The sequence below is a fragment of the Taklimakanibacter lacteus genome (assembly GCA_003576695.1).
In the GTDB taxonomy this organism is placed as follows: domain Bacteria; phylum Pseudomonadota; class Alphaproteobacteria; order Rhizobiales; family Aestuariivirgaceae; genus Taklimakanibacter; species Taklimakanibacter lacteus.
Window position 1 is genome coordinate 476,002 of record QOZQ01000005.1, and the last position, 15,494, is coordinate 491,495.

General features: G+C 62.6%; 19 protein-coding genes and 1 tRNA gene. 10 read left to right on the forward strand and 10 right to left on the reverse strand.

The genetic code is table 11. From position 1 onward, the window contains the following. Positions 1-7: 7 nt before the first annotated feature. The 7 genes from DT068_RS12830 to DT068_RS12860 form a co-directional block, all read right to left on the reverse strand. The gene (locus DT068_RS12830; protein WP_119390224.1) at positions 8-1,564 is read right to left on the reverse strand and encodes a TadA family conjugal transfer-associated ATPase; all 1,557 of its coding nucleotides are present in this window, start codon (positions 1,562-1,564) and stop codon (positions 8-10) included. After that, positions 1,564-2,820: an AAA family ATPase gene (locus tag DT068_RS12835; protein WP_119390225.1), complete on the reverse strand. Its 1,257-nt coding sequence runs from the start codon at positions 2,818-2,820 to the stop codon at positions 1,564-1,566. The genes DT068_RS12830 and DT068_RS12835 overlap by 1 nt, the downstream gene beginning before the upstream one ends. Before the next feature lie 21 nt (positions 2,821-2,841). Beyond that, on the reverse strand, positions 2,842-3,237 hold the full coding sequence (locus DT068_RS12840) for a CpaD family pilus assembly lipoprotein (RefSeq protein WP_368904698.1): 396 nt from the start codon (positions 3,235-3,237) through the stop codon (positions 2,842-2,844). A 48-nt stretch (positions 3,238-3,285) separates the two neighbouring features. Then, positions 3,286-4,725: a type II and III secretion system protein family protein gene (locus tag DT068_RS12845; protein ID WP_119390227.1), complete on the reverse strand. Its 1,440-nt coding sequence runs from the start codon at positions 4,723-4,725 to the stop codon at positions 3,286-3,288. Positions 4,726-4,749: 24 nt separating this feature from the next. Then, positions 4,750-5,574 (reverse strand): Flp pilus assembly protein CpaB, encoded by an 825-nt coding sequence (gene cpaB, locus DT068_RS12850; protein WP_119390228.1) that lies wholly within the window; start codon positions 5,572-5,574, stop codon positions 4,750-4,752. 99 nt (positions 5,575-5,673) lie between these two features. Beyond that, on the reverse strand, positions 5,674-6,174 hold the full coding sequence (locus DT068_RS12855) for an A24 family peptidase (RefSeq protein WP_162914168.1): 501 nt from the start codon (positions 6,172-6,174) through the stop codon (positions 5,674-5,676). A 187-nt stretch (positions 6,175-6,361) separates the two neighbouring features. Then, positions 6,362-6,535 carry a Flp family type IVb pilin gene (locus DT068_RS12860; RefSeq protein ID WP_119390230.1) on the reverse strand — a complete coding sequence of 58 codons (174 nt, stop codon included), beginning with the start codon at positions 6,533-6,535 and terminating at the stop codon, positions 6,362-6,364. Between the two features lie 609 nt (positions 6,536-7,144). Between DT068_RS12860 and DT068_RS12865 the strand changes: the two genes are divergently transcribed. From DT068_RS12865 to DT068_RS12895, 7 genes are all read left to right on the forward strand, one after another. After that, positions 7,145-7,234 (forward strand) — tRNA-Ser (locus DT068_RS12865). A 139-nt stretch (positions 7,235-7,373) separates the two neighbouring features. Then, positions 7,374-7,619 (forward strand): hypothetical protein, encoded by a 246-nt coding sequence (locus DT068_RS12870; protein WP_119390231.1) that lies wholly within the window; start codon positions 7,374-7,376, stop codon positions 7,617-7,619. A gap of 210 nt (positions 7,620-7,829) precedes the next feature. Beyond that, a complete protein-coding gene (locus tag DT068_RS12875; RefSeq protein ID WP_162914169.1) occupies positions 7,830-8,042 on the forward strand; it encodes a hypothetical protein in 213 nt (70 codons plus the stop codon). 62 nt (positions 8,043-8,104) lie between these two features. After that, positions 8,105-8,386, forward strand: coding sequence for a DUF427 domain-containing protein (locus DT068_RS12880; protein ID WP_119390233.1), 282 nt, complete (start codon positions 8,105-8,107; stop codon positions 8,384-8,386). A 196-nt stretch (positions 8,387-8,582) separates the two neighbouring features. Continuing rightward, a complete protein-coding gene (locus tag DT068_RS12885) occupies positions 8,583-8,963 on the forward strand; it encodes a cupin domain-containing protein (protein ID WP_119390234.1) in 381 nt (126 codons plus the stop codon). A gap of 261 nt (positions 8,964-9,224) precedes the next feature. Further along, complete coding sequence (locus DT068_RS12890; RefSeq protein ID WP_119390235.1) at positions 9,225-9,707, forward strand: DUF992 domain-containing protein; 483 nt, start codon at positions 9,225-9,227, stop codon at positions 9,705-9,707. 78 nt (positions 9,708-9,785) lie between these two features. Next, positions 9,786-10,472, forward strand: coding sequence for a pentapeptide repeat-containing protein (locus DT068_RS12895; protein WP_162914170.1), 687 nt, complete (start codon positions 9,786-9,788; stop codon positions 10,470-10,472). On the opposite strand, the gene DT068_RS12900 is transcribed toward DT068_RS12895, so the two are convergent. Beyond that, positions 10,448-11,503: a mitochondrial fission ELM1 family protein gene (locus DT068_RS12900; protein WP_119390237.1), complete on the reverse strand. Its 1,056-nt coding sequence runs from the start codon at positions 11,501-11,503 to the stop codon at positions 10,448-10,450. The genes DT068_RS12895 and DT068_RS12900 overlap by 25 nt on opposite strands. 9 nt (positions 11,504-11,512) lie before the next feature. Then, a complete protein-coding gene (locus tag DT068_RS12905; protein ID WP_119390238.1) occupies positions 11,513-12,508 on the reverse strand; it encodes an adenosine kinase in 996 nt (331 codons plus the stop codon). A gap of 90 nt (positions 12,509-12,598) precedes the next feature. Here DT068_RS12905 and DT068_RS12910 point away from each other — a divergent pair, with 90 nt between their 5' ends. Then, positions 12,599-13,261, forward strand: a complete 663-nt coding sequence (locus tag DT068_RS12910; protein WP_119390239.1) for a sulfate transporter family protein — start codon at positions 12,599-12,601, stop codon at positions 13,259-13,261. On the opposite strand, the gene nth is transcribed toward DT068_RS12910, so the two are convergent. Beyond that, entirely contained in the window at positions 13,242-13,889 is a 648-nt protein-coding gene (nth, locus tag DT068_RS12915; protein ID WP_119390240.1) for an endonuclease III, read from the reverse strand. The two genes, DT068_RS12910 and nth, sit on opposite strands and share 20 nt — an antisense overlap. A 56-nt stretch (positions 13,890-13,945) precedes the next feature. Here nth and DT068_RS12920 point away from each other — a divergent pair, with 56 nt between their 5' ends. Further along, positions 13,946-14,422 (forward strand): DUF2244 domain-containing protein, encoded by a 477-nt coding sequence (locus tag DT068_RS12920; protein WP_119390241.1) that lies wholly within the window; start codon positions 13,946-13,948, stop codon positions 14,420-14,422. Positions 14,423-14,484: 62 nt separating this feature from the next. Then, positions 14,485-15,354 carry a methylated-DNA--[protein]-cysteine S-methyltransferase gene (locus DT068_RS12925; RefSeq protein WP_119390242.1) on the forward strand — a complete coding sequence of 290 codons (870 nt, stop codon included), beginning with the start codon at positions 14,485-14,487 and terminating at the stop codon, positions 15,352-15,354. Positions 15,355-15,494: the final 140 nt, after the last annotated feature.

Below are 15,494 nucleotides of genomic sequence, written 5' to 3' on the forward strand. Positions count from 1 at the left end.
CCTATCATCAGTTCTGCGTCTCGGAGCGCGCCTCGGCACGCTCCAGCGCGTCGGCAAGGCGCTTCTCCTCGCCGAAATATCTGGCCCGGTCCCAGAAGTGCGGACGGGCAATGCCGGTCGAGCGATGGCGGCCGAGGATGCGACCATTGGCATCTTCGCCCAGGATCTCATAGACGAACAGATCCTGGGTGATGATCACCTCGCCTTCCATGCCGATGACCTCGGTGATGTGGGTGATGCGGCGCGAGCCGTCGCGCAGGCGGGCCGCCTGGATGATGACGTCGATGGATCCGACGATCATCTCCTTGATCGTCTTCGACGGCAGGGCGAAGCCGCCCATGGTGATCATCGATTCGAGGCGGGATATGGCCTCGCGCGGGCTGTTGGAGTGCAGCGTGCCCATCGAGCCATCATGGCCGGTATTCATCGCCTGCAGGAGGTCGAAAGCCTCCGGTCCGCGGACTTCGCCGACGATGATGCGCTCAGGCCGCATGCGCAGGCAGTTCTTGACGAGATCGCGCATCGTCACCTCGCCCTCGCCTTCGAGATTGGGCGGGCGGGTCTCGAGGCGCACGACATGGGGCTGCTGCAGCTGCAGCTCGGCGGCGTCCTCGCAGGTGATGACGCGCTCGTCGAGGTCGATATAGCCGGTAAGGCAGTTGAGCAGCGTCGTCTTGCCCGAGCCGGTGCCGCCGGAGATCAGGACGTTGCAACGCACGCGCCCGATGATCTCGAGGATCGTGGCGCCTTCCGGCGTGATCGTGCCGAACTTGACGAGATTGGGAAGCTTGAGGCGATCCTTCTTGAACTTGCGGATGGTGAGCGTCGGGCCGTCAATGGCCAGGGGCGGCACGATGACGTTGACGCGCGATCCATCGGCCAGGCGCGCATCGCATATCGGACTCGATTCGTCGACACGGCGGCCGACCTGGCTGACAATGCGCTGGCAGATATTGAGGAGCTGGGAATTGTCGCGGAAGCGGACCCCGGTCTTCTGCATCTTGCCGTCGACTTCGATGAAGCAGGTGTCGGCGCCGTTGACCATGACGTCGGCGATGTCGTCACGCGCCAGGAGCGGTTCGAGGGGGCCGTAACCCAGGACGTCGTTGCATATATCCTCGAGCAGGTCCTCCTGCTCGGCGATCGACATCGCGACATCCTTGAGCGTGATGATCTCGTTGACGATGTCGCGAATCTCGTCGCGGGCACCCTCGCGGTCAAGCTGGCTCAGCTGCGTCAGGTCGATGGCATCGATCAGCGCGTTGAAGATCGTCGACTTGATGTCGTAGTAATTGTCCGATCGCCGCGGAATGGCGGCGGCGGGCTTGGCTGGCGGCGGGGCAACCGCCTGGGGCAGGCCGGGGCGTTGCTGACCGGCCGGCGGCGGCGGCGCTGCCGGACGCGCCGATGCAGCCGGAAAGGACGGCGGCGGCGCGGGCTGGACTTTCAGATCCGGCATATGGTCGGGAGCCCCGGGGGAACGGGCATATTGCCCGTTCGCCTGATGCGGCGCAGGCACGGCCGGATGATTGAATGTCCCCTGCTCGCCGCGTTTGCCGAACATTACTTCTTCCTCAACAACTTGTCAGCGAAGGGTAGCGAGAACTTGGCCGGCTTCGCCGGCTTCTCCTGGCCGATCAGCGCTTGCGCCAGCGCCGCAATCGCCTCGGCGGACTTCGACTTGGCCGACACCTCGGCCAGCATCTGGCCATTGGTGGCAGCCGTTCCGAAGGTCTGCGCGTCATAGGCGATCGTCAAGGCCGGATCGAGGCTCAGAGCCTTGGCGAAATCGGCAACCGGTATCTCCGGCCGCTTCGGGATGCCCACCTGGTTCATCACCAGACGCGGCGGCCGGTCGTTAGGCCGCCCATGCCTGAGCAGATCGACGAGATTCTTGGCGTTGCGGAGGCTGGCGAGCTCGGGCGTGGCGGTGATGACCACCTCGTCGGCATGCATGAGCGTGTATTTGATCCACGGCGCCCACATATTCGGCACATCGACGATGACGCAGGGCACGCTGTTGCGCACCGTGCTGAGAATGACCTCGACGGAAGAGGCCTCGACATGCAGATCACGCTCGATATTGCCGGGCGACGCAAGCAGGCTCAGCTTGTCGCCGCACTTCGTCAGGAGGCGGTCGAGCAGCATCTGGTCTATGCGGTCGGGCTGTCCCAGCGCATCGGCGATGCCTTGCGAGGTTTCCTGATTGAAGTTGAGGCCGGCAGTGCCGAAAGCGAGGTCGAGATCGGTAATCACCGTGTCGGTATTGAGCTGGCGCGACATATACCAGCCGACATTGTGGGCGAGCGTGCTCGAACCGACTCCGCCCTTCGAGCCGACGAAAGCAAAGACGCGGCCGAGCGGCTTGGCAGCCGGATCGTGGAAAAGATTGGCGATCGATTCGATGATCTGCAGCTGATGGACGGGGGCGATCAGATATTCGCTGACGCCGAGGCGCATCAGCTCGCGATAGAGCTGGACATCGTTGAGATGGCCGATGACGACCACCTTGGTCTCCGGCCCGCATACGGAAGCGAGCTGGGCAAGCTCGGCCAGCACGATGTCGCGATTGGCCCGGGTTTCGACCAGGATGACATTGGGCGTCAGCTCGCTCTGGAAGACCTGCACGGCTCCGGCGATGCCGCCCATGTGGATCTGCACATGAGCGCGCGCCATGCGCCGGTCGGCAGCGGCGGCCTGGATCGCCTGGACCGTGCGCTCGTCGTCGCAGAAGGCCCTTATGTTGATGTGCGGGACCTGGGCCACGATCTGTTGCCTGGAATGGCCATAGTCCTCGGTGTTCAAGACAGCATGATTCATGATCTTAGACCTTTGCCGGCGTCATTTGGCGGCGTCGGAAATCTTGACATCCTGGTTCTTCTCTTCGGCCGATGCGACCGCTTCGCCGCTGCGATAGTTGTCGAAGACCTTGACGCGGCGCATCGCGTCGGCGGGCGCGGTGGCGCGCGGCCTGACGAGATCCTCCGGATTGGCGACCATCGCGGCTATGTTGTTCTGCTGCGAGCAGCCGAAATTCGCGTAAGGCTCGTTGTCGGCTGTCTCCGTCAGGTCCTCAGGCCAAGTGCCGCAGCGCTTGGCATGTGCGCCCGTCTTCGTCACGATGATCGGATGACGCTCGTAATGCGCGGTCGGCGCGTAGTAGTCGTCGATCTCCGCTCCATCCAGCTTGCAACCGGCGATGAGCACGGTGACGGCGCCCAGCGCCAGCGCGTTCAACCATCTACCCTTAGACTTTAAAGACATCATAAGTTCTCTCCACCCGCGTCAATCGACGATGTAACCGACATTGCCGTGATAGGCGCCCGGCGGCTTCTTGCCGGGCGAGCCATAGACCTTGTTCAGGCGGCCAAACAGGATCGCCTGGCGATCGGTCGCGTTGATCAGTCCCTCGCTCGGCAGTGAGAGTTCCTGCTCCTGGACCGGATTGACCACATAAGGCGTCACGATGACCACGAGCTCGCTCTGGTTCTGCTGGAAATCGCGGCTGCGGAACAAGGCGCCGAGGATCGGCAGGTTCTTGAGGCCGGGCGTGCCGGTGATATCGGCACGGGCATTGTCCTTGATGAGCCCGGCCATGGCGATCGAGCCGCCGCTCGGCAGTTCGACGGTCGTCTCGGCGCGGCGCACGTTCAACGACGGGATGACGACATTCGTGCCCAGCGAGACGCTGACATCGGTCGATATGTCGCTGACTTCCGTGTTGATCTTCAGCGAGATGCGTCCTTCCGACATCACGACCGGCGTGAAGCCGAGGCCGACGCCGAACTTCTTGAACTCGATGGTGACCGTATCGTTGTCGCCGGCCACCGGGATCGGGAACTCGCCGCCGGCCAGGAAATTGGCCGATTCGCCGGAGATGGCCGTCAACGTCGGCTCGGCGAGCGTGCGCAGCAAGCCGTCACGCTCCATGGCGCGCAAAAGCACACTGGCGGAGTCGCCACCGCTGGCGTAGCTCGCCTGATAGCCGCCATTCGGGCTGATCAGCGGCGTGGTGAGCGGGTTGAGATTCTGCAGGTTGAGGGCGAAGTTGCCGATCGAGAACAACGCGCTGGTATTGATGCCGAGCTGCTTGAGGACATTGCGCTGGACCTCGGCGATCCTGACCTTCAGCATCACCTGTTCCTTGCCCAGCACATTTATGGTGGACAGGACCTTCTTGCCTTCCGCGTCGTTGGTGAACTTGGCGGCGAGGTCGAAAGCGAGCTTGGCTTCGGAAGGCGTCTTGGCGGTGCCGCCGAGCACGACATTCTCGCCGACCGTGTCGACGGTGATGCGCGAGCCCGGTAAGGTGCGGCGGATGAGCTTCTGCAAAGCGGTCATGTCCTGCGCCACTTCGAGATCGAGGGCGAGGATTTGCCCGCCATTGGCGTCGAAGAAGAAGATATTGGTCTGGCCGATGGCGCGGGCGAACAGATAGGCGGTGTTCCTGGTACGAATCACCGCGTCGACGATGTCCGGATTGCCGACCAGCACGTCACGGGCATCGGCGGGAAGCTTGATGACGATCGACTTGTTGAGGCCGATGCGCACGAAGCGGCCGCCATTGGCATCGCTGGCCGATCCGGCATAGTCGCCGGCGAAAGCGCTCTGGTGGAGCGACGGGGTGGGGGCGAGCAGGAGGGCTGCGGCAAGTGCCAGGCCCGCGACCAACCTGCGTCCGAGGCCGAACGTTCCGCCGCTTCTATGTTCCAGTGTTTTCGTCATCCCAGCCATGTCCCCAAGCCTTGTTCAGTTGAGCGTGACGCGGCGCGGCACGCCATATTTGATGATCGTCATCTCGCTCGAGTCCGAGCCGTTCACATATTTCTCGCTGAGCTTCGGAACGACTTCGGCAAGCGGGACGCCGTCATTCTCGCGGATCGAGCGTAAAGTGAGCGAAAGCTGGCCGAGATCCTGGGCCATCGAGATGACCTCGGTCTGGCGCGGATCAAGCTCGAGTGTCGCGGTCTTGTCGGCAACGACAAATTCCTTGTCTTCCTCGCCCTTGGGCCGGAAGGTCTGGTCGATCGCCAGCACCCGCACATTGGTCAGGACGGTTTCGGCGGACGCGGCCTTCTGATTGGAGCCGTCATCGACCTTGCGGGTCAGGAGCACATCAACCCGGTCATTGGGCAGGATGAAACCGCCGGCGCCGGTCTCGGCCGAGACCGAAACCGAAATCGCCCGCATGCCCTTGGGCAGAATGGCCGACATGAAGCCGGTTTCATTGGGCATCACCAGCTTCTTGTCGAGGATGGGCTCGCCTTCGAATATCGCCGCGCGGGCGCGCGCGGTTTCATACTTCGTCTTGGCGTCGGGCTGTGCCGCGCTGGTGATCATCAGCGCGGTCACGGACGACTTGGGCCAGGACTGCCAGCCGATCGACCCGCCGACCAGCCGCGCGCCCATTTGTATGTTCTTGGTCGCGACCAGAACGTCGACGGTTTCGTATTTGGTGACCTCGACCGTCTCGACCTGCTTCTCCTTCTTGCCGAGAAGCCCCGTCGCCATATAGGTCGCCAGACCGGCGGATCCGATCGCCACTGCCAGAACTGCAAGACGCGTCTTGTTCATTGTAACCTCACTCAACGCACATCGGCCGATGCCGCGCTTTCCCTGTACTTTCTTTATGAATGGTCAAATTACCGTTAAGCTTTTGCTGTCTTTTGAAACTTACGACGCCGACGGCATCCACCAGGTGCCGGGAAAAGCAAGGATCCCGCCCGCCGCGATGGCGACGCCATAGGGCAAATCGGCCTTGAAGCTGAACCAGCGCTTCATCCAGCCGACTTCGCGCACATCGCGCTCGATCTCGATCATCCGCCAGATCTTCATCACGATCGCGAGAACCCCCCCGGCAAGGGTGGTGAAGACGAGGAAGGGCGCCAGCGCCGGCCAGCCGAACCACAGCCCGGCGGCGGCGAGCAGCTTGGCATCCCCGCCGCCCAGCAGGCCGAATGAGAAAAGAGCGAAGCCGGCCGCCAGAACCACCAGAGCGGCGATGCTGTGCCAGAACATGGCCTCGACCGGCATGCCGGTCATGACCGCCATGGGAAAAAAGGCAAGAGCGATCACCGCATTGAGCCAGTTCGGGATCCGCAGCGTCAGGAAGTCGCTGGCGCCGGCCGCGACAACCAGAAACGGCAGGAGTGTCTGGGCCAGAAAGCTGATCATCGAATCCATCCCTGTGCCTGGCTTCCCGCTCCATGCGATCGGCGAGCTGTTGGGGACGAAGCTCCCACATCCGGCGTAAAGACGGCGTTAAGCAGCATCGCCTGATCCCGCAAAAAGAAACCGCCGGCTGATGCCGGCGGTTCCTGAGCTTCCCTGTCGTGTCGTCTGCGCTTGCGCGCGAATTCTGTTACTGACCCAGGCCGCTGATGCCCGAATCGATGCGGGAGAACACGCCCGACAGCGTGGCGCCGAGCTGCGGCACGATGACGATCAGCAAGAGGCCGATGCCCGCGGCCAGGAGGCCGTATTCAATGGCGGTCGCGCCGGACTCGTCTTTCACAAAACGCATAAGCTTGTTCATCTGTCTCTCCAGTTTGATTCTCTTAACAGCACCGGCCCACGTCAGGATGCGTTTTGCATGGCTGTTTTCGTGAACCGGGGATGACCCTAGGCTTGAGCGTTTAACGGGTAGTAAATCCGGCAACTTTGCGGCACCCGACCTAGAACTTCTAAGATAAATGGTTAGCCATCGGTTTCCAGAATACTTAAAATTAGATCATTCTATTTAACAATTGGTTCATATATCGAAATTTCTACGCAAAAATCAAATTCTTCTCCAATATATACTTGGTTAATATTTCAATTTCCTTTCCAGAGTGAAATATATATTTCGAATTACTCAATATTGCCGCATGGGCAGAGTGGCTCTGCGAAGCCTGAATATGCTCGAGACCTGTAAAGCAGGGCTCCGAAAGGCTCCCAAGGCAGATATCGCCTGCGCGTTTCTTAGCCGGATACTTGCAATGACGGCCCTCGACAAAACAGAAGACCTGGGCCCACGCGGGAGCCATCCGCAAAGCAGGCCCCCGAATCAGCGATCCGGCACCCTCATTCGCGCCGAGCAACTGACGCTTGAACCTCGCCTCGCTCTGGCTATAGTGCGCCCCGCATTGGGCGGTCTGCCGCCTACGGAAGGGTGGCCGAGTGGCTTAAGGCGCACGCCTGGAAAGTGTGTATACGTGAAAGCGTATCGAGGGTTCGAATCCCTCCTCTTCCGCCATTTGCCGCCTAGCCGCGCGACGTTTTCGCGACATCCGCACCGAGCCCAGGCGCAGAAGTTCTTTGCGCATGCCACCGTGATCGCGGTTGCGCCCGCGCCTGGCATCGGCCAATCTCGATTCGGGGATGAGAGGCACATCATGAGCAAGGCTTCGATGTTCGACCAGATCCGGGTGCGGGTGGTTTGCGTCAATTGCGGACCGGCCGAGATTCCCCTTGCCAGCGTAAAGGGCAAGCGCAGCCATCCCTGCACCCGCTGCGGCTTCGAGATCCGGTTGGACCGCGAGCCCTTGCGCTCGCATCTCGCGATGCTGCTCAACGAGGCCGACGAGCTCGATGCCCGGCGCCGGCGCAGCGGCTATACCGTGACGCGCTCGCAGCCATAGTCGTTCGGCCGGCGACCTGACGGAAGTTCCCTTCGACTATGGCCTGACGAGGCCCGGAAGGGCTCCGGCAACCTCCCTGGCGATGTCGGCGCCGGCCCCGTTTCTCGCATGAGCAAGACCCTTCGCGGCAGCGCTTTGAATCTGCGCCAGCATCGATCCTGACAGCTTCTGGCCAGAAGCTGCCCTACAGCACAGCATGGAACAATCTGTATGCGGAAGATGGATCGCACCGTAAGGGACATGCATCTGGGCGCCCGGCCCCCGGTGAACAGGGCCTATGCCGGTTTGCGCCGGCGCGGCTACATCGTGCTGCGCGACGCCTCCGAGCGACCGCTCTATTGGGTGAACGGCACGCTCCTCAACACCTATCAGCTGCTGGCGCTGGCGGTGCTGCGTGGCGTGCGCATGACGAGACGCCTATAAATCTCGACATGGGCGTTATCGCATCCCATATGAGGCACAGCAGATGAGAGGAGCACGCCCTGATGAAGGCTGTTTTCGGCAATGAGATCATCGCGCAGAGCGACGATATCGTCGAAGCGCACGGCTATTCATATTTTCCGGCCTCCGCGGTCCGCCTCGAGCTGATGCAGAAATCGCCAAAGACGGCATCGGATCTCGACTGCCCGCATGGCGTTCAGTTCTATGACGTCGTTGCGCCGGGAAAAAGACATGAGCGGGCGGCCTGGTCATATGAAAGACCTCAGCCGAAGATGCACGCGGTCGGCGGGCGCTTCGGATTCTGGGGCGATGTCAAGCTGGTCTGAGTTCGTCATCAGCCCCTCAGCGGCGGCAATCCGTCCGGGATATGCATGACTTTCTGCCTGCCCCGATCACCCTCGTGCAAAGCCAGTGTGCGGGCGGGGGCGGCTTTTCATTCCATCCCCAAAAAGGCGAAGCTTGTGCGGGCGCCAGCGCCTATGCGATTGAGATCGCCGGTCTCGACCGGTAAAAGGTGAAAGCATGAAAACTTGCAAAATCGTCCGTCACGGCCGCGGTGAAGGCTTCCGCGGCAAGCAGGGGCTCAATTATTTTTCCGGCATCTCGGCGGAATCGGCCGGCTCCAGGGCCATCTGCATGCATCTTCTGGTGATGCCGCCCGGCGCCGAGGCAAAGCCGCATTATCACGAGGCGCATGAGACGGCGATCTACATGCTGGAGGGCGCCTCGGAATTCCGCCACGGCCCCAATCTCGAAAATCTCGACCGCGTCGAGGCCGGGGATTTCATCTATATCCCCGCCGGCGTGCCGCATCAGCCCTTCAATCCGACCGACAAGCCCGCCAAAGCGCTCATTGCGCGCACCGACCCCAATGAACAGGAGAGCGTCGTCCTGCTGACGTGATCAGAGCGGACCTCGGTCCGGCTGGACCGCGCATACTGCAGCCGCTCCTGGCCAACAGCACGGCCGCCGCCACGCTCATTTCGAGCCGGTGCAAGGTTCGCCATCGTGCCATGCAGGGTCCTTGCGTCGCCTGAGATTTGGTGGTCTTCTACCTGCACCGGAAAAGTATCAGCCTGAAATTACTGGGAAAATCGCCGGGAACTCCCGGCTGGCCCCGAACGTTTTTGGCACTGTCGAATTCACAATGAAGGACCTCGCATCATGAAAAAGTGGATCATCTCCGCAGGCGCCGTCGCCCTGGCCACGGCCCTCCTCGCGGCGAGCCCGGCTTCGGCAAGAAGCGGGATCAAGATCGGCGCCCTCAACTGCAAGGTATCGTCAGGCGTCGGACTCATCCTCGGGTCCTCGCGCAAGATGAAATGCCGCTTCAACCCGGCCGGCGGCGGCAGGACGGAATATTATACCGGGCGGATATCCAGACTGGGCGTCGATATCGGCTTCACCAGCAAAAGCTACATGACCTGGGCTGTTTTCGCGGGCGGCAAGACCAAGCGCGGTGCGCTCGCCGGCAGCTATGGCGGCGCATCGGCGGAAGCGACGATCGGCGTGGGCCTCGGCGCCAATGTGCTGGTGGGCGGCTTCAAGAAGTCGATCGCGCTGCAGCCGCTCAGCGTCCAGGGCCAGGAAGGCCTCAATGTGGCGGCGGGAATCGCCGGGCTCAGCCTGCGCTATTCCGGCCAATAGCGCGCTTCATACGCATGGAGCTTTTTCCCGGCTCCATGCGTATAATCAGCGGTATCAATTTCGATGGGAGCGTCGGTCGTGCGCGCAACTTTGGCCAGGCTCAGCCTGACTATCCTGTTCTCGGGGCTTCTGCCGGCCGGTGCTGAAGCCAGCTGCAAAAGCCCGCCCGGACCCTCGGTCGACTGGTCGGGCTGCAACAAGCAGCTCCTGCAGCTTGATGGCAGTGACCTGACCTCGGCCAATCTCGAAGGCACCTTCCTGTCCGGCACCGGCTTCTCATCGGCCAAGCTCAACAATGCCAATCTGCAGCGCAGCGAGCTGGTGCGCACGTCCTTCAAGGAGGCCGATCTTTCCGGCGCCAATCTGGAGAAAAGTCTGTCCAGCCGGGCCGATTTCTCCAACGCCATCCTGAAGGGCACGCGTCTCGTCAAAGCCGAATTCCTGCGCGTGATATTCGACGGTGCCGATCTTTCGGGCGCCGATCTCTCCGATGGCGAGTTTTCGCGCAACAGCTTCGCCAAGGCCAATCTCTCGGGCGCCAATCTGGGCGGCGCCATGCTGCAGCGCGCGAATTTCCGCGAGGCCACGCTCGCCGGCACCTCGTTCAAGCGCACCTATATCTATTGGACGCGCTTCGAAGGCGCCGACCTCTCGCAAGCGCTCGACCTGACCCAGGCGCAAGTCAACATGTCCTGCGGCGATGCGCAGACGAAGCTGCCGGCCGGCCTCACCGTGCCGGCTCAATGGCCCTGCGCCGAGGACTGAAGCAGGCCATCGATACGCCTGGCAATCGCCTCCCATTCATCGTCATAGGGCGTGAAGGAACGCGCCGGCTTGACGCCAAGACGACTGGCATGGCCGCGCCGAATGATCTCGTCGCGCAGTCTGCGCACATTGCGGGGCGGCGACACGAGACCAGACTGCGCCAAAGCGGCGGCGAGACCTCTTTCGCCGGGCCAGGACAAAGCCCATGGCCACCGCGACAGCGCGAATATCTCGACCGGCTTATGCGACCTGCAGGCCTCGGCCAGCATCGAAGCGCTGTCTTCAGTGACGATGAAGCGATCCGCCTCGGACAGAATGAAGCGGTGCGGATTCCCGCCGCCCCCGGTCCAGCGATGGACATAGTTGCCGGAGCCCAGCACCGCGCTCAGGATATCGGCAATCTCGGATCCACTGCGCGGCGAGGTCGAGACGAGCAGCGATCCGCCGGTTTGCCGTTGGTAGATGCGCAGAGCCTCGGCGAGCCTCCGCGCTTCACCACGCCCGAAGCGGAAAGGGAAGGTCGCACCGCCCACCAGCACGCCGGTCCACGGCCGCGGCAATCCCGAAAAGCGTGATCGCCAGAGCCCGTCCGCCGGAACGGTTGCCGCGCCGGTCGCGGGCAGCAATGCCTTGATGACATTGTGACCGTCAGGCAGGGCATATTGCGGCGTGGTGATCATCAGGTCGAACAGGTCGAATGGCAGGCGCGGCCGGCCGAGATGGATGAGCCGGGTCCGGCCCCCGGACTGCCGCTTGATCCATGCCGCAACCGGCGCCGCCCGGCGGCCGACCGCTATGACGGCGTCCGGCCAGGGCGGCATCAGGCTGTCCGACATCTTCCGGTCAACGGCGGCAAGCCCGCGGCCCAGGATCACATTGGGCAGGATATGCGGCCATGACCAGTTGAGTCGCTTCAGGACGACAGCGGCAGAAAGCTTTTCGGCCAGCGCGCGGGCCTGCGCATTGTCGCCCTCGCGGGCTCCCTGCAGAACCCAGACCAGGTAGCGCGCATCGGAGAGTTCGGCCAGCATGAAGGCAAATTACAGCAGACCATTCGCCTCAGCATGACGATTGAGTGAAATCTGCGGGCGGGCGCCCACATGGGAAATCACTTCCGCTGCGGCAAGAGCGCCGAGCCGCGCCGACTGCACGAGCGACAGATCGCGGGTGAAGCCGTAAAGGAAGCCGGACGCGAAGAGATCGCCGGCTCCCGTCGCATCGACCACCTGCTCGACCGGATGCGCCTCGACGACATGGATCTCATCGCCTCTGACGAGGACACAGCCCGCTTCCGAACGGGTCAGCGCCGCGATGCTGCAGTCCTTGCGCACGCGCTGCAGCGCCTCGTCGAAAGTATCGACCTGGTAAAGCGATTTGATCTCCTTCTCATTGGCAAAGACGATGTCGATGTCGCTCCTGATCAGCTCGAGGAAGCTGTCGCGGTGGCGGTCGACGCAGAAGGAATCGGACAGCGTGATCGAGACCTTGCGCCCGGCTTGGCGCGCAATGCGCGCCGCCTTCTTGAAGGCCTCCTTGGCGAGCGGCGGATCCCACAAATAGCCTTCGAGATAAGTGACCCTGGATGCCGCGACGACGGCTTCGTCGATGTCGCCCGGCGCCAGATGGACGCAGGCGCCGAGGAAGGTGTTCATGGTGCGCTCGCCGTCGGGGGTGATGAGAATGAGCGAGCTTGCGGTGGCGGGCCCCGTCGTCGCATGCGCCGTGGCAAAATCAACGCCCGCCGATTGCGTGTCATGGGTGAAGACCTTGCCCAGCCGGTCGGCCTTGACCTTGCCGATGAAGGCCACCTTGCCGCCGAAGGAGGCGACGCCCACCGCGGTATTGGCGCCCGAGCCGCCGGAAATCTGGGTCGAGGGGCCCATATCCTCGAACAGCTCGGCGGATTCCTTCTCGGTCACCAGGCGCATCATGCCCTTGGTGACATTGTGGCGGGCGAGGAAGCCCTCCTCCACGCGCGAAAAGACATCGACAATGGCATTGCCGATGGTGAGGACATCGAAAGTCGCTTTGGACATGCTTTCCCATGGAGATAATGAGGCGGAAGGCCGAGCCCCTACAGGATCGCCCTTGTCCTCGCAAGCCGGGGCCATTACCTGTCTTGCGCCATGATCAAAGCCGCCTTCACCGCCCTTGGCGATGTCCTCTCCCCCGATTTCCGCAGCGTCCTCATCAAGGCGATCGGGCTGGCGATCGCCCTCCTCATCGCCGTCATCGCCGGCACCGTCTTCCTGCTCAACCTGCTGAAGCTCGCCCCCTGGGGCTGGGGCAACAGCGTCATCGAGGTGGTGGCCGGCCTCGGCATGACCGTGCTCGCCTTCTTCATGATCCCGCCGGTGACGGCGCTGTTCGCCGGCCTCTATCTCGACCACATAGCGGGCCTCGTCGAGCGCAAGCACTATCCCGCCGATGCGCCGGGACGGGAATTGCCGATGGCGAAGGCGATCCTGCTCGGCCTGCAATTCGGCCTGCTCGTCCTCATCGTCAACCTGGCGGTGCTGCCGATGCTGTTCTTCGGCATCGGGGCCATCGTGCTGCTTCTGGTCAACGCCTATCTGCTCAGCCGCGAATATTTCGAGATGGCGGCGATGCGTCACATGCCGGTGGAAGAAGCGCGTCTCCTGCGCAAGGAGAACTCTCCCCGGATCCTCGCCGCCGGCCTCATCCCCGCAGCGCTCGCCCTGATCCCGATCGTCAATCTCACCGTGCCCCTGTTCTCGACCAGCTATTTCGTCCACATCTTCAAGGCACTCAAACGGTCTTCGGCGTAAACAGGCAGAGATCGGCGATCAGGCAGCGCGGACATTCGGGCTTTCGCGCCTTGCAGATATAGCGGCCATGCAGGATCAGCCAGTGATGCGCGTGGCGCTTGTATTCGCCCGGCACCGCCTTTTCGAGCTTGAGCTCGACTTCGAGCGGCGTCTTGCCGGGGGCAAGGCCGGTGCGGTTGCCGAGCCTGAAGATATGCGTGTCGACGGCGATGGTGGGTTCCCCGAAGGCGATGTTGAGCACCACATTGGCGGTCTTGCGCCCGACGCCCGGCAATTCCTCCAGGGCGTCGCGGTCGCGCGGCACCACGCTGCCATACTTCTCGATCAGGATCTGCGAAAGCCGGATGACGTTCTTCGCCTTCATCCGGTAAAGGCCGATGGTGCGGATATGGGAGATGAGCTTCTCCTCGCCGAGCGCCACCATCTTTTCGGGGCTGTCGACGACCTTGAAGAGCGGTCCCGTCGCCCGGTTGACGCTGACATCGGTTGCCTGCGCGGAAAGGGCGACCGCGACCAGGAGCGTATAGGGATTCACATAGTCGAGCTCGCCCTGAGGCGTTGGATCAGCCCGGTGGAAGCGCCTGAATATCTCGGTGACCTGATCCGGCTTGAGCCGCCGCTGCGCCATGATTCTGTTCCCTGCTGAGGAGTGACCAGAGCCCAGCCCGGCGCTAAGATCAAGACATGGAGAAGACGAACCCGCAAAACTTCAGCGCCACGCTCAGGCCGCATCGCTCGCTGAGCCGGCGGGGTTTCGTGATCCTCATGGCGGTGCTCATCGGCCTCAATTTCGCGGCCGGCACCGCTTTCTACATGCTGGGCGCATGGCCGATCGCGCCCTTCATGGGGCTCGATGTGGCGCTGGTCTGGTGGGCCTTTCGCAAAAACTACGATGACGCCTTGAAAGAAGAACGCATCGAGGTGACCGAGCATGAGCTGGTGCTCAAGCGCTTCGATCACGAAAGGCAGCGCGAGGAGCTGCATTTCACCCGCACCTGGGTCAAGGTCGAGCTCGAGGAAGACAAGGAGCGTGATCTGATCGGCAGCCTCTATCTGCGCTTCAAAGGCCAGCGCACCGAGATCGGCCGGTTCCTGGCCGCGGCAGAGCGCCAGAGATTAGCCCGGCTTCTGCAGGGCGCCCTGGCAAAACCCCGCATTTAGAAGGGGTTAGAGCCCGCAAGAATCGGGTGGTTTCGGCGCGCGGGGCTTCCTAGATTTGCCGCATGACCGAGATCGAAACCTTCTCCACCCCCGCCCGCGACTATGAGGTCGTGAAGAAGACGCTGGCCTTCATCCATGAGACCTGGCGCGAGCAGCCCTCGCTTGAAGCGATCGCTGAAGAAGCGCAACTGAGTCCGACCCATCTGCAGCGGCTCTTCACCCGCTGGGCGGGCCTCTCCCCCAAGGCGTTCCTGCAAGCGGTGACGTTGGATCACGCGCGCAGTCTCCTGCGCGATTCAGCCTCTATCCTCGACACCGCCTATGAAGTCGGCCTGTCGGGACCGGGACGGCTGCATGATCTTTTCGTCACCCATGAGGGCATGACTCCCGGCTGCTACAAAGCGGGCGGCAAGGGCCTCACCTTGCGTTTCAGCTTCCATGACTGCCCCTTCGGGCGGGCGCTGGTCATGATCACCGACCAGGGCCTTGCCGGCCTCGCTTTCGCCGATGACGGCCAGGAAAAGGATACGCTCAACGACATGCAGTCGCGTTGGCCGGGAGCGGCCTATATCGAGGACTGGCTTCAGACTAAGCCCTATGCCGATCGCATCTTCAAGCCGGAGAACTGGCGCAAGGACCAGCCCTTGCGGGTCGTCTTCATCGGCTCGGATTTCGAGATCCGCGTGTGGGAAACGCTCCTGCGCATCCCGCTCGGCAAGCGCTCCACCTATTCCGATGTCGCCAATCATATCGGCAAGCCGAAAGCGGCGCGTGCGGTCGGTGCCGCGGTCGGGCGCAATCCGGTCTCCTTCGTCGTGCCGTGCCACCGTGTGCTCGGCAAGTCCGGCAGCCTGTGCGGCTATCACTGGGGCCTGACGCGCAAGCGCGCCATCCTCGGCTGGGAAGCCGGAATCAGCGCCAAGGCAGCGTGATCAGGAGCAAATCCTTTTCACCAGTCGCCCGTGAAGAAGCTGATTTCAAGCTGGGATAAGCCGGGGCCGGGGATTGTGGAGCGTGTCAGTCTCCCCATCAGCTTGGGCAAAGCCGATCAGCCGGGCGAGGCATAGGCACC

Excerpts from the sequence above, each read along its gene's own strand:
- DT068_RS12920 (WP_119390241.1), top strand. The coding sequence starts at position 13,946 with ATGGAGAAGACGAACCCGCAAAACTTCAGCGCCACGCTCAGGCCGCAT.
- DT068_RS12925 (WP_119390242.1), top strand. The coding sequence starts at position 14,485 with ATGACCGAGATCGAAACCTTCTCCACCCCCGCCCGCGACTATGAGGTC.
- DT068_RS12900 (WP_119390237.1), bottom strand. The coding sequence starts at position 11,503 with ATGCTGGCCGAACTCTCCGATGCGCGCTACCTGGTCTGGGTTCTGCAG.
- DT068_RS12905 (WP_119390238.1), bottom strand. The coding sequence starts at position 12,508 with ATGTCCAAAGCGACTTTCGATGTCCTCACCATCGGCAATGCCATTGTC.
- DT068_RS12910 (WP_119390239.1), top strand. The coding sequence starts at position 12,599 with ATGATCAAAGCCGCCTTCACCGCCCTTGGCGATGTCCTCTCCCCCGAT.
- DT068_RS12880 (WP_119390233.1), top strand. The coding sequence starts at position 8,105 with ATGAAGGCTGTTTTCGGCAATGAGATCATCGCGCAGAGCGACGATATC.
- nth (WP_119390240.1), bottom strand. The coding sequence starts at position 13,889 with ATGGCGCAGCGGCGGCTCAAGCCGGATCAGGTCACCGAGATATTCAGG.
- DT068_RS12845 (WP_119390227.1), bottom strand. The coding sequence starts at position 4,725 with ATGACGAAAACACTGGAACATAGAAGCGGCGGAACGTTCGGCCTCGGA.
- DT068_RS12860 (WP_119390230.1), bottom strand. The coding sequence starts at position 6,535 with ATGAACAAGCTTATGCGTTTTGTGAAAGACGAGTCCGGCGCGACCGCC.
- DT068_RS12855 (WP_162914168.1), bottom strand. The coding sequence starts at position 6,174 with ATGATCAGCTTTCTGGCCCAGACACTCCTGCCGTTTCTGGTTGTCGCG.
- DT068_RS12875 (WP_162914169.1), top strand. The coding sequence starts at position 7,830 with ATGCGGAAGATGGATCGCACCGTAAGGGACATGCATCTGGGCGCCCGG.
- DT068_RS12830 (WP_119390224.1), bottom strand. The coding sequence starts at position 1,564 with ATGTTCGGCAAACGCGGCGAGCAGGGGACATTCAATCATCCGGCCGTG.
- DT068_RS12870 (WP_119390231.1), top strand. The coding sequence starts at position 7,374 with ATGAGCAAGGCTTCGATGTTCGACCAGATCCGGGTGCGGGTGGTTTGC.
- DT068_RS12885 (WP_119390234.1), top strand. The coding sequence starts at position 8,583 with ATGAAAACTTGCAAAATCGTCCGTCACGGCCGCGGTGAAGGCTTCCGC.
- DT068_RS12890 (WP_119390235.1), top strand. The coding sequence starts at position 9,225 with ATGAAAAAGTGGATCATCTCCGCAGGCGCCGTCGCCCTGGCCACGGCC.
- DT068_RS12835 (WP_119390225.1), bottom strand. The coding sequence starts at position 2,820 with ATGAATCATGCTGTCTTGAACACCGAGGACTATGGCCATTCCAGGCAA.
- cpaB (WP_119390228.1), bottom strand. The coding sequence starts at position 5,574 with ATGAACAAGACGCGTCTTGCAGTTCTGGCAGTGGCGATCGGATCCGCC.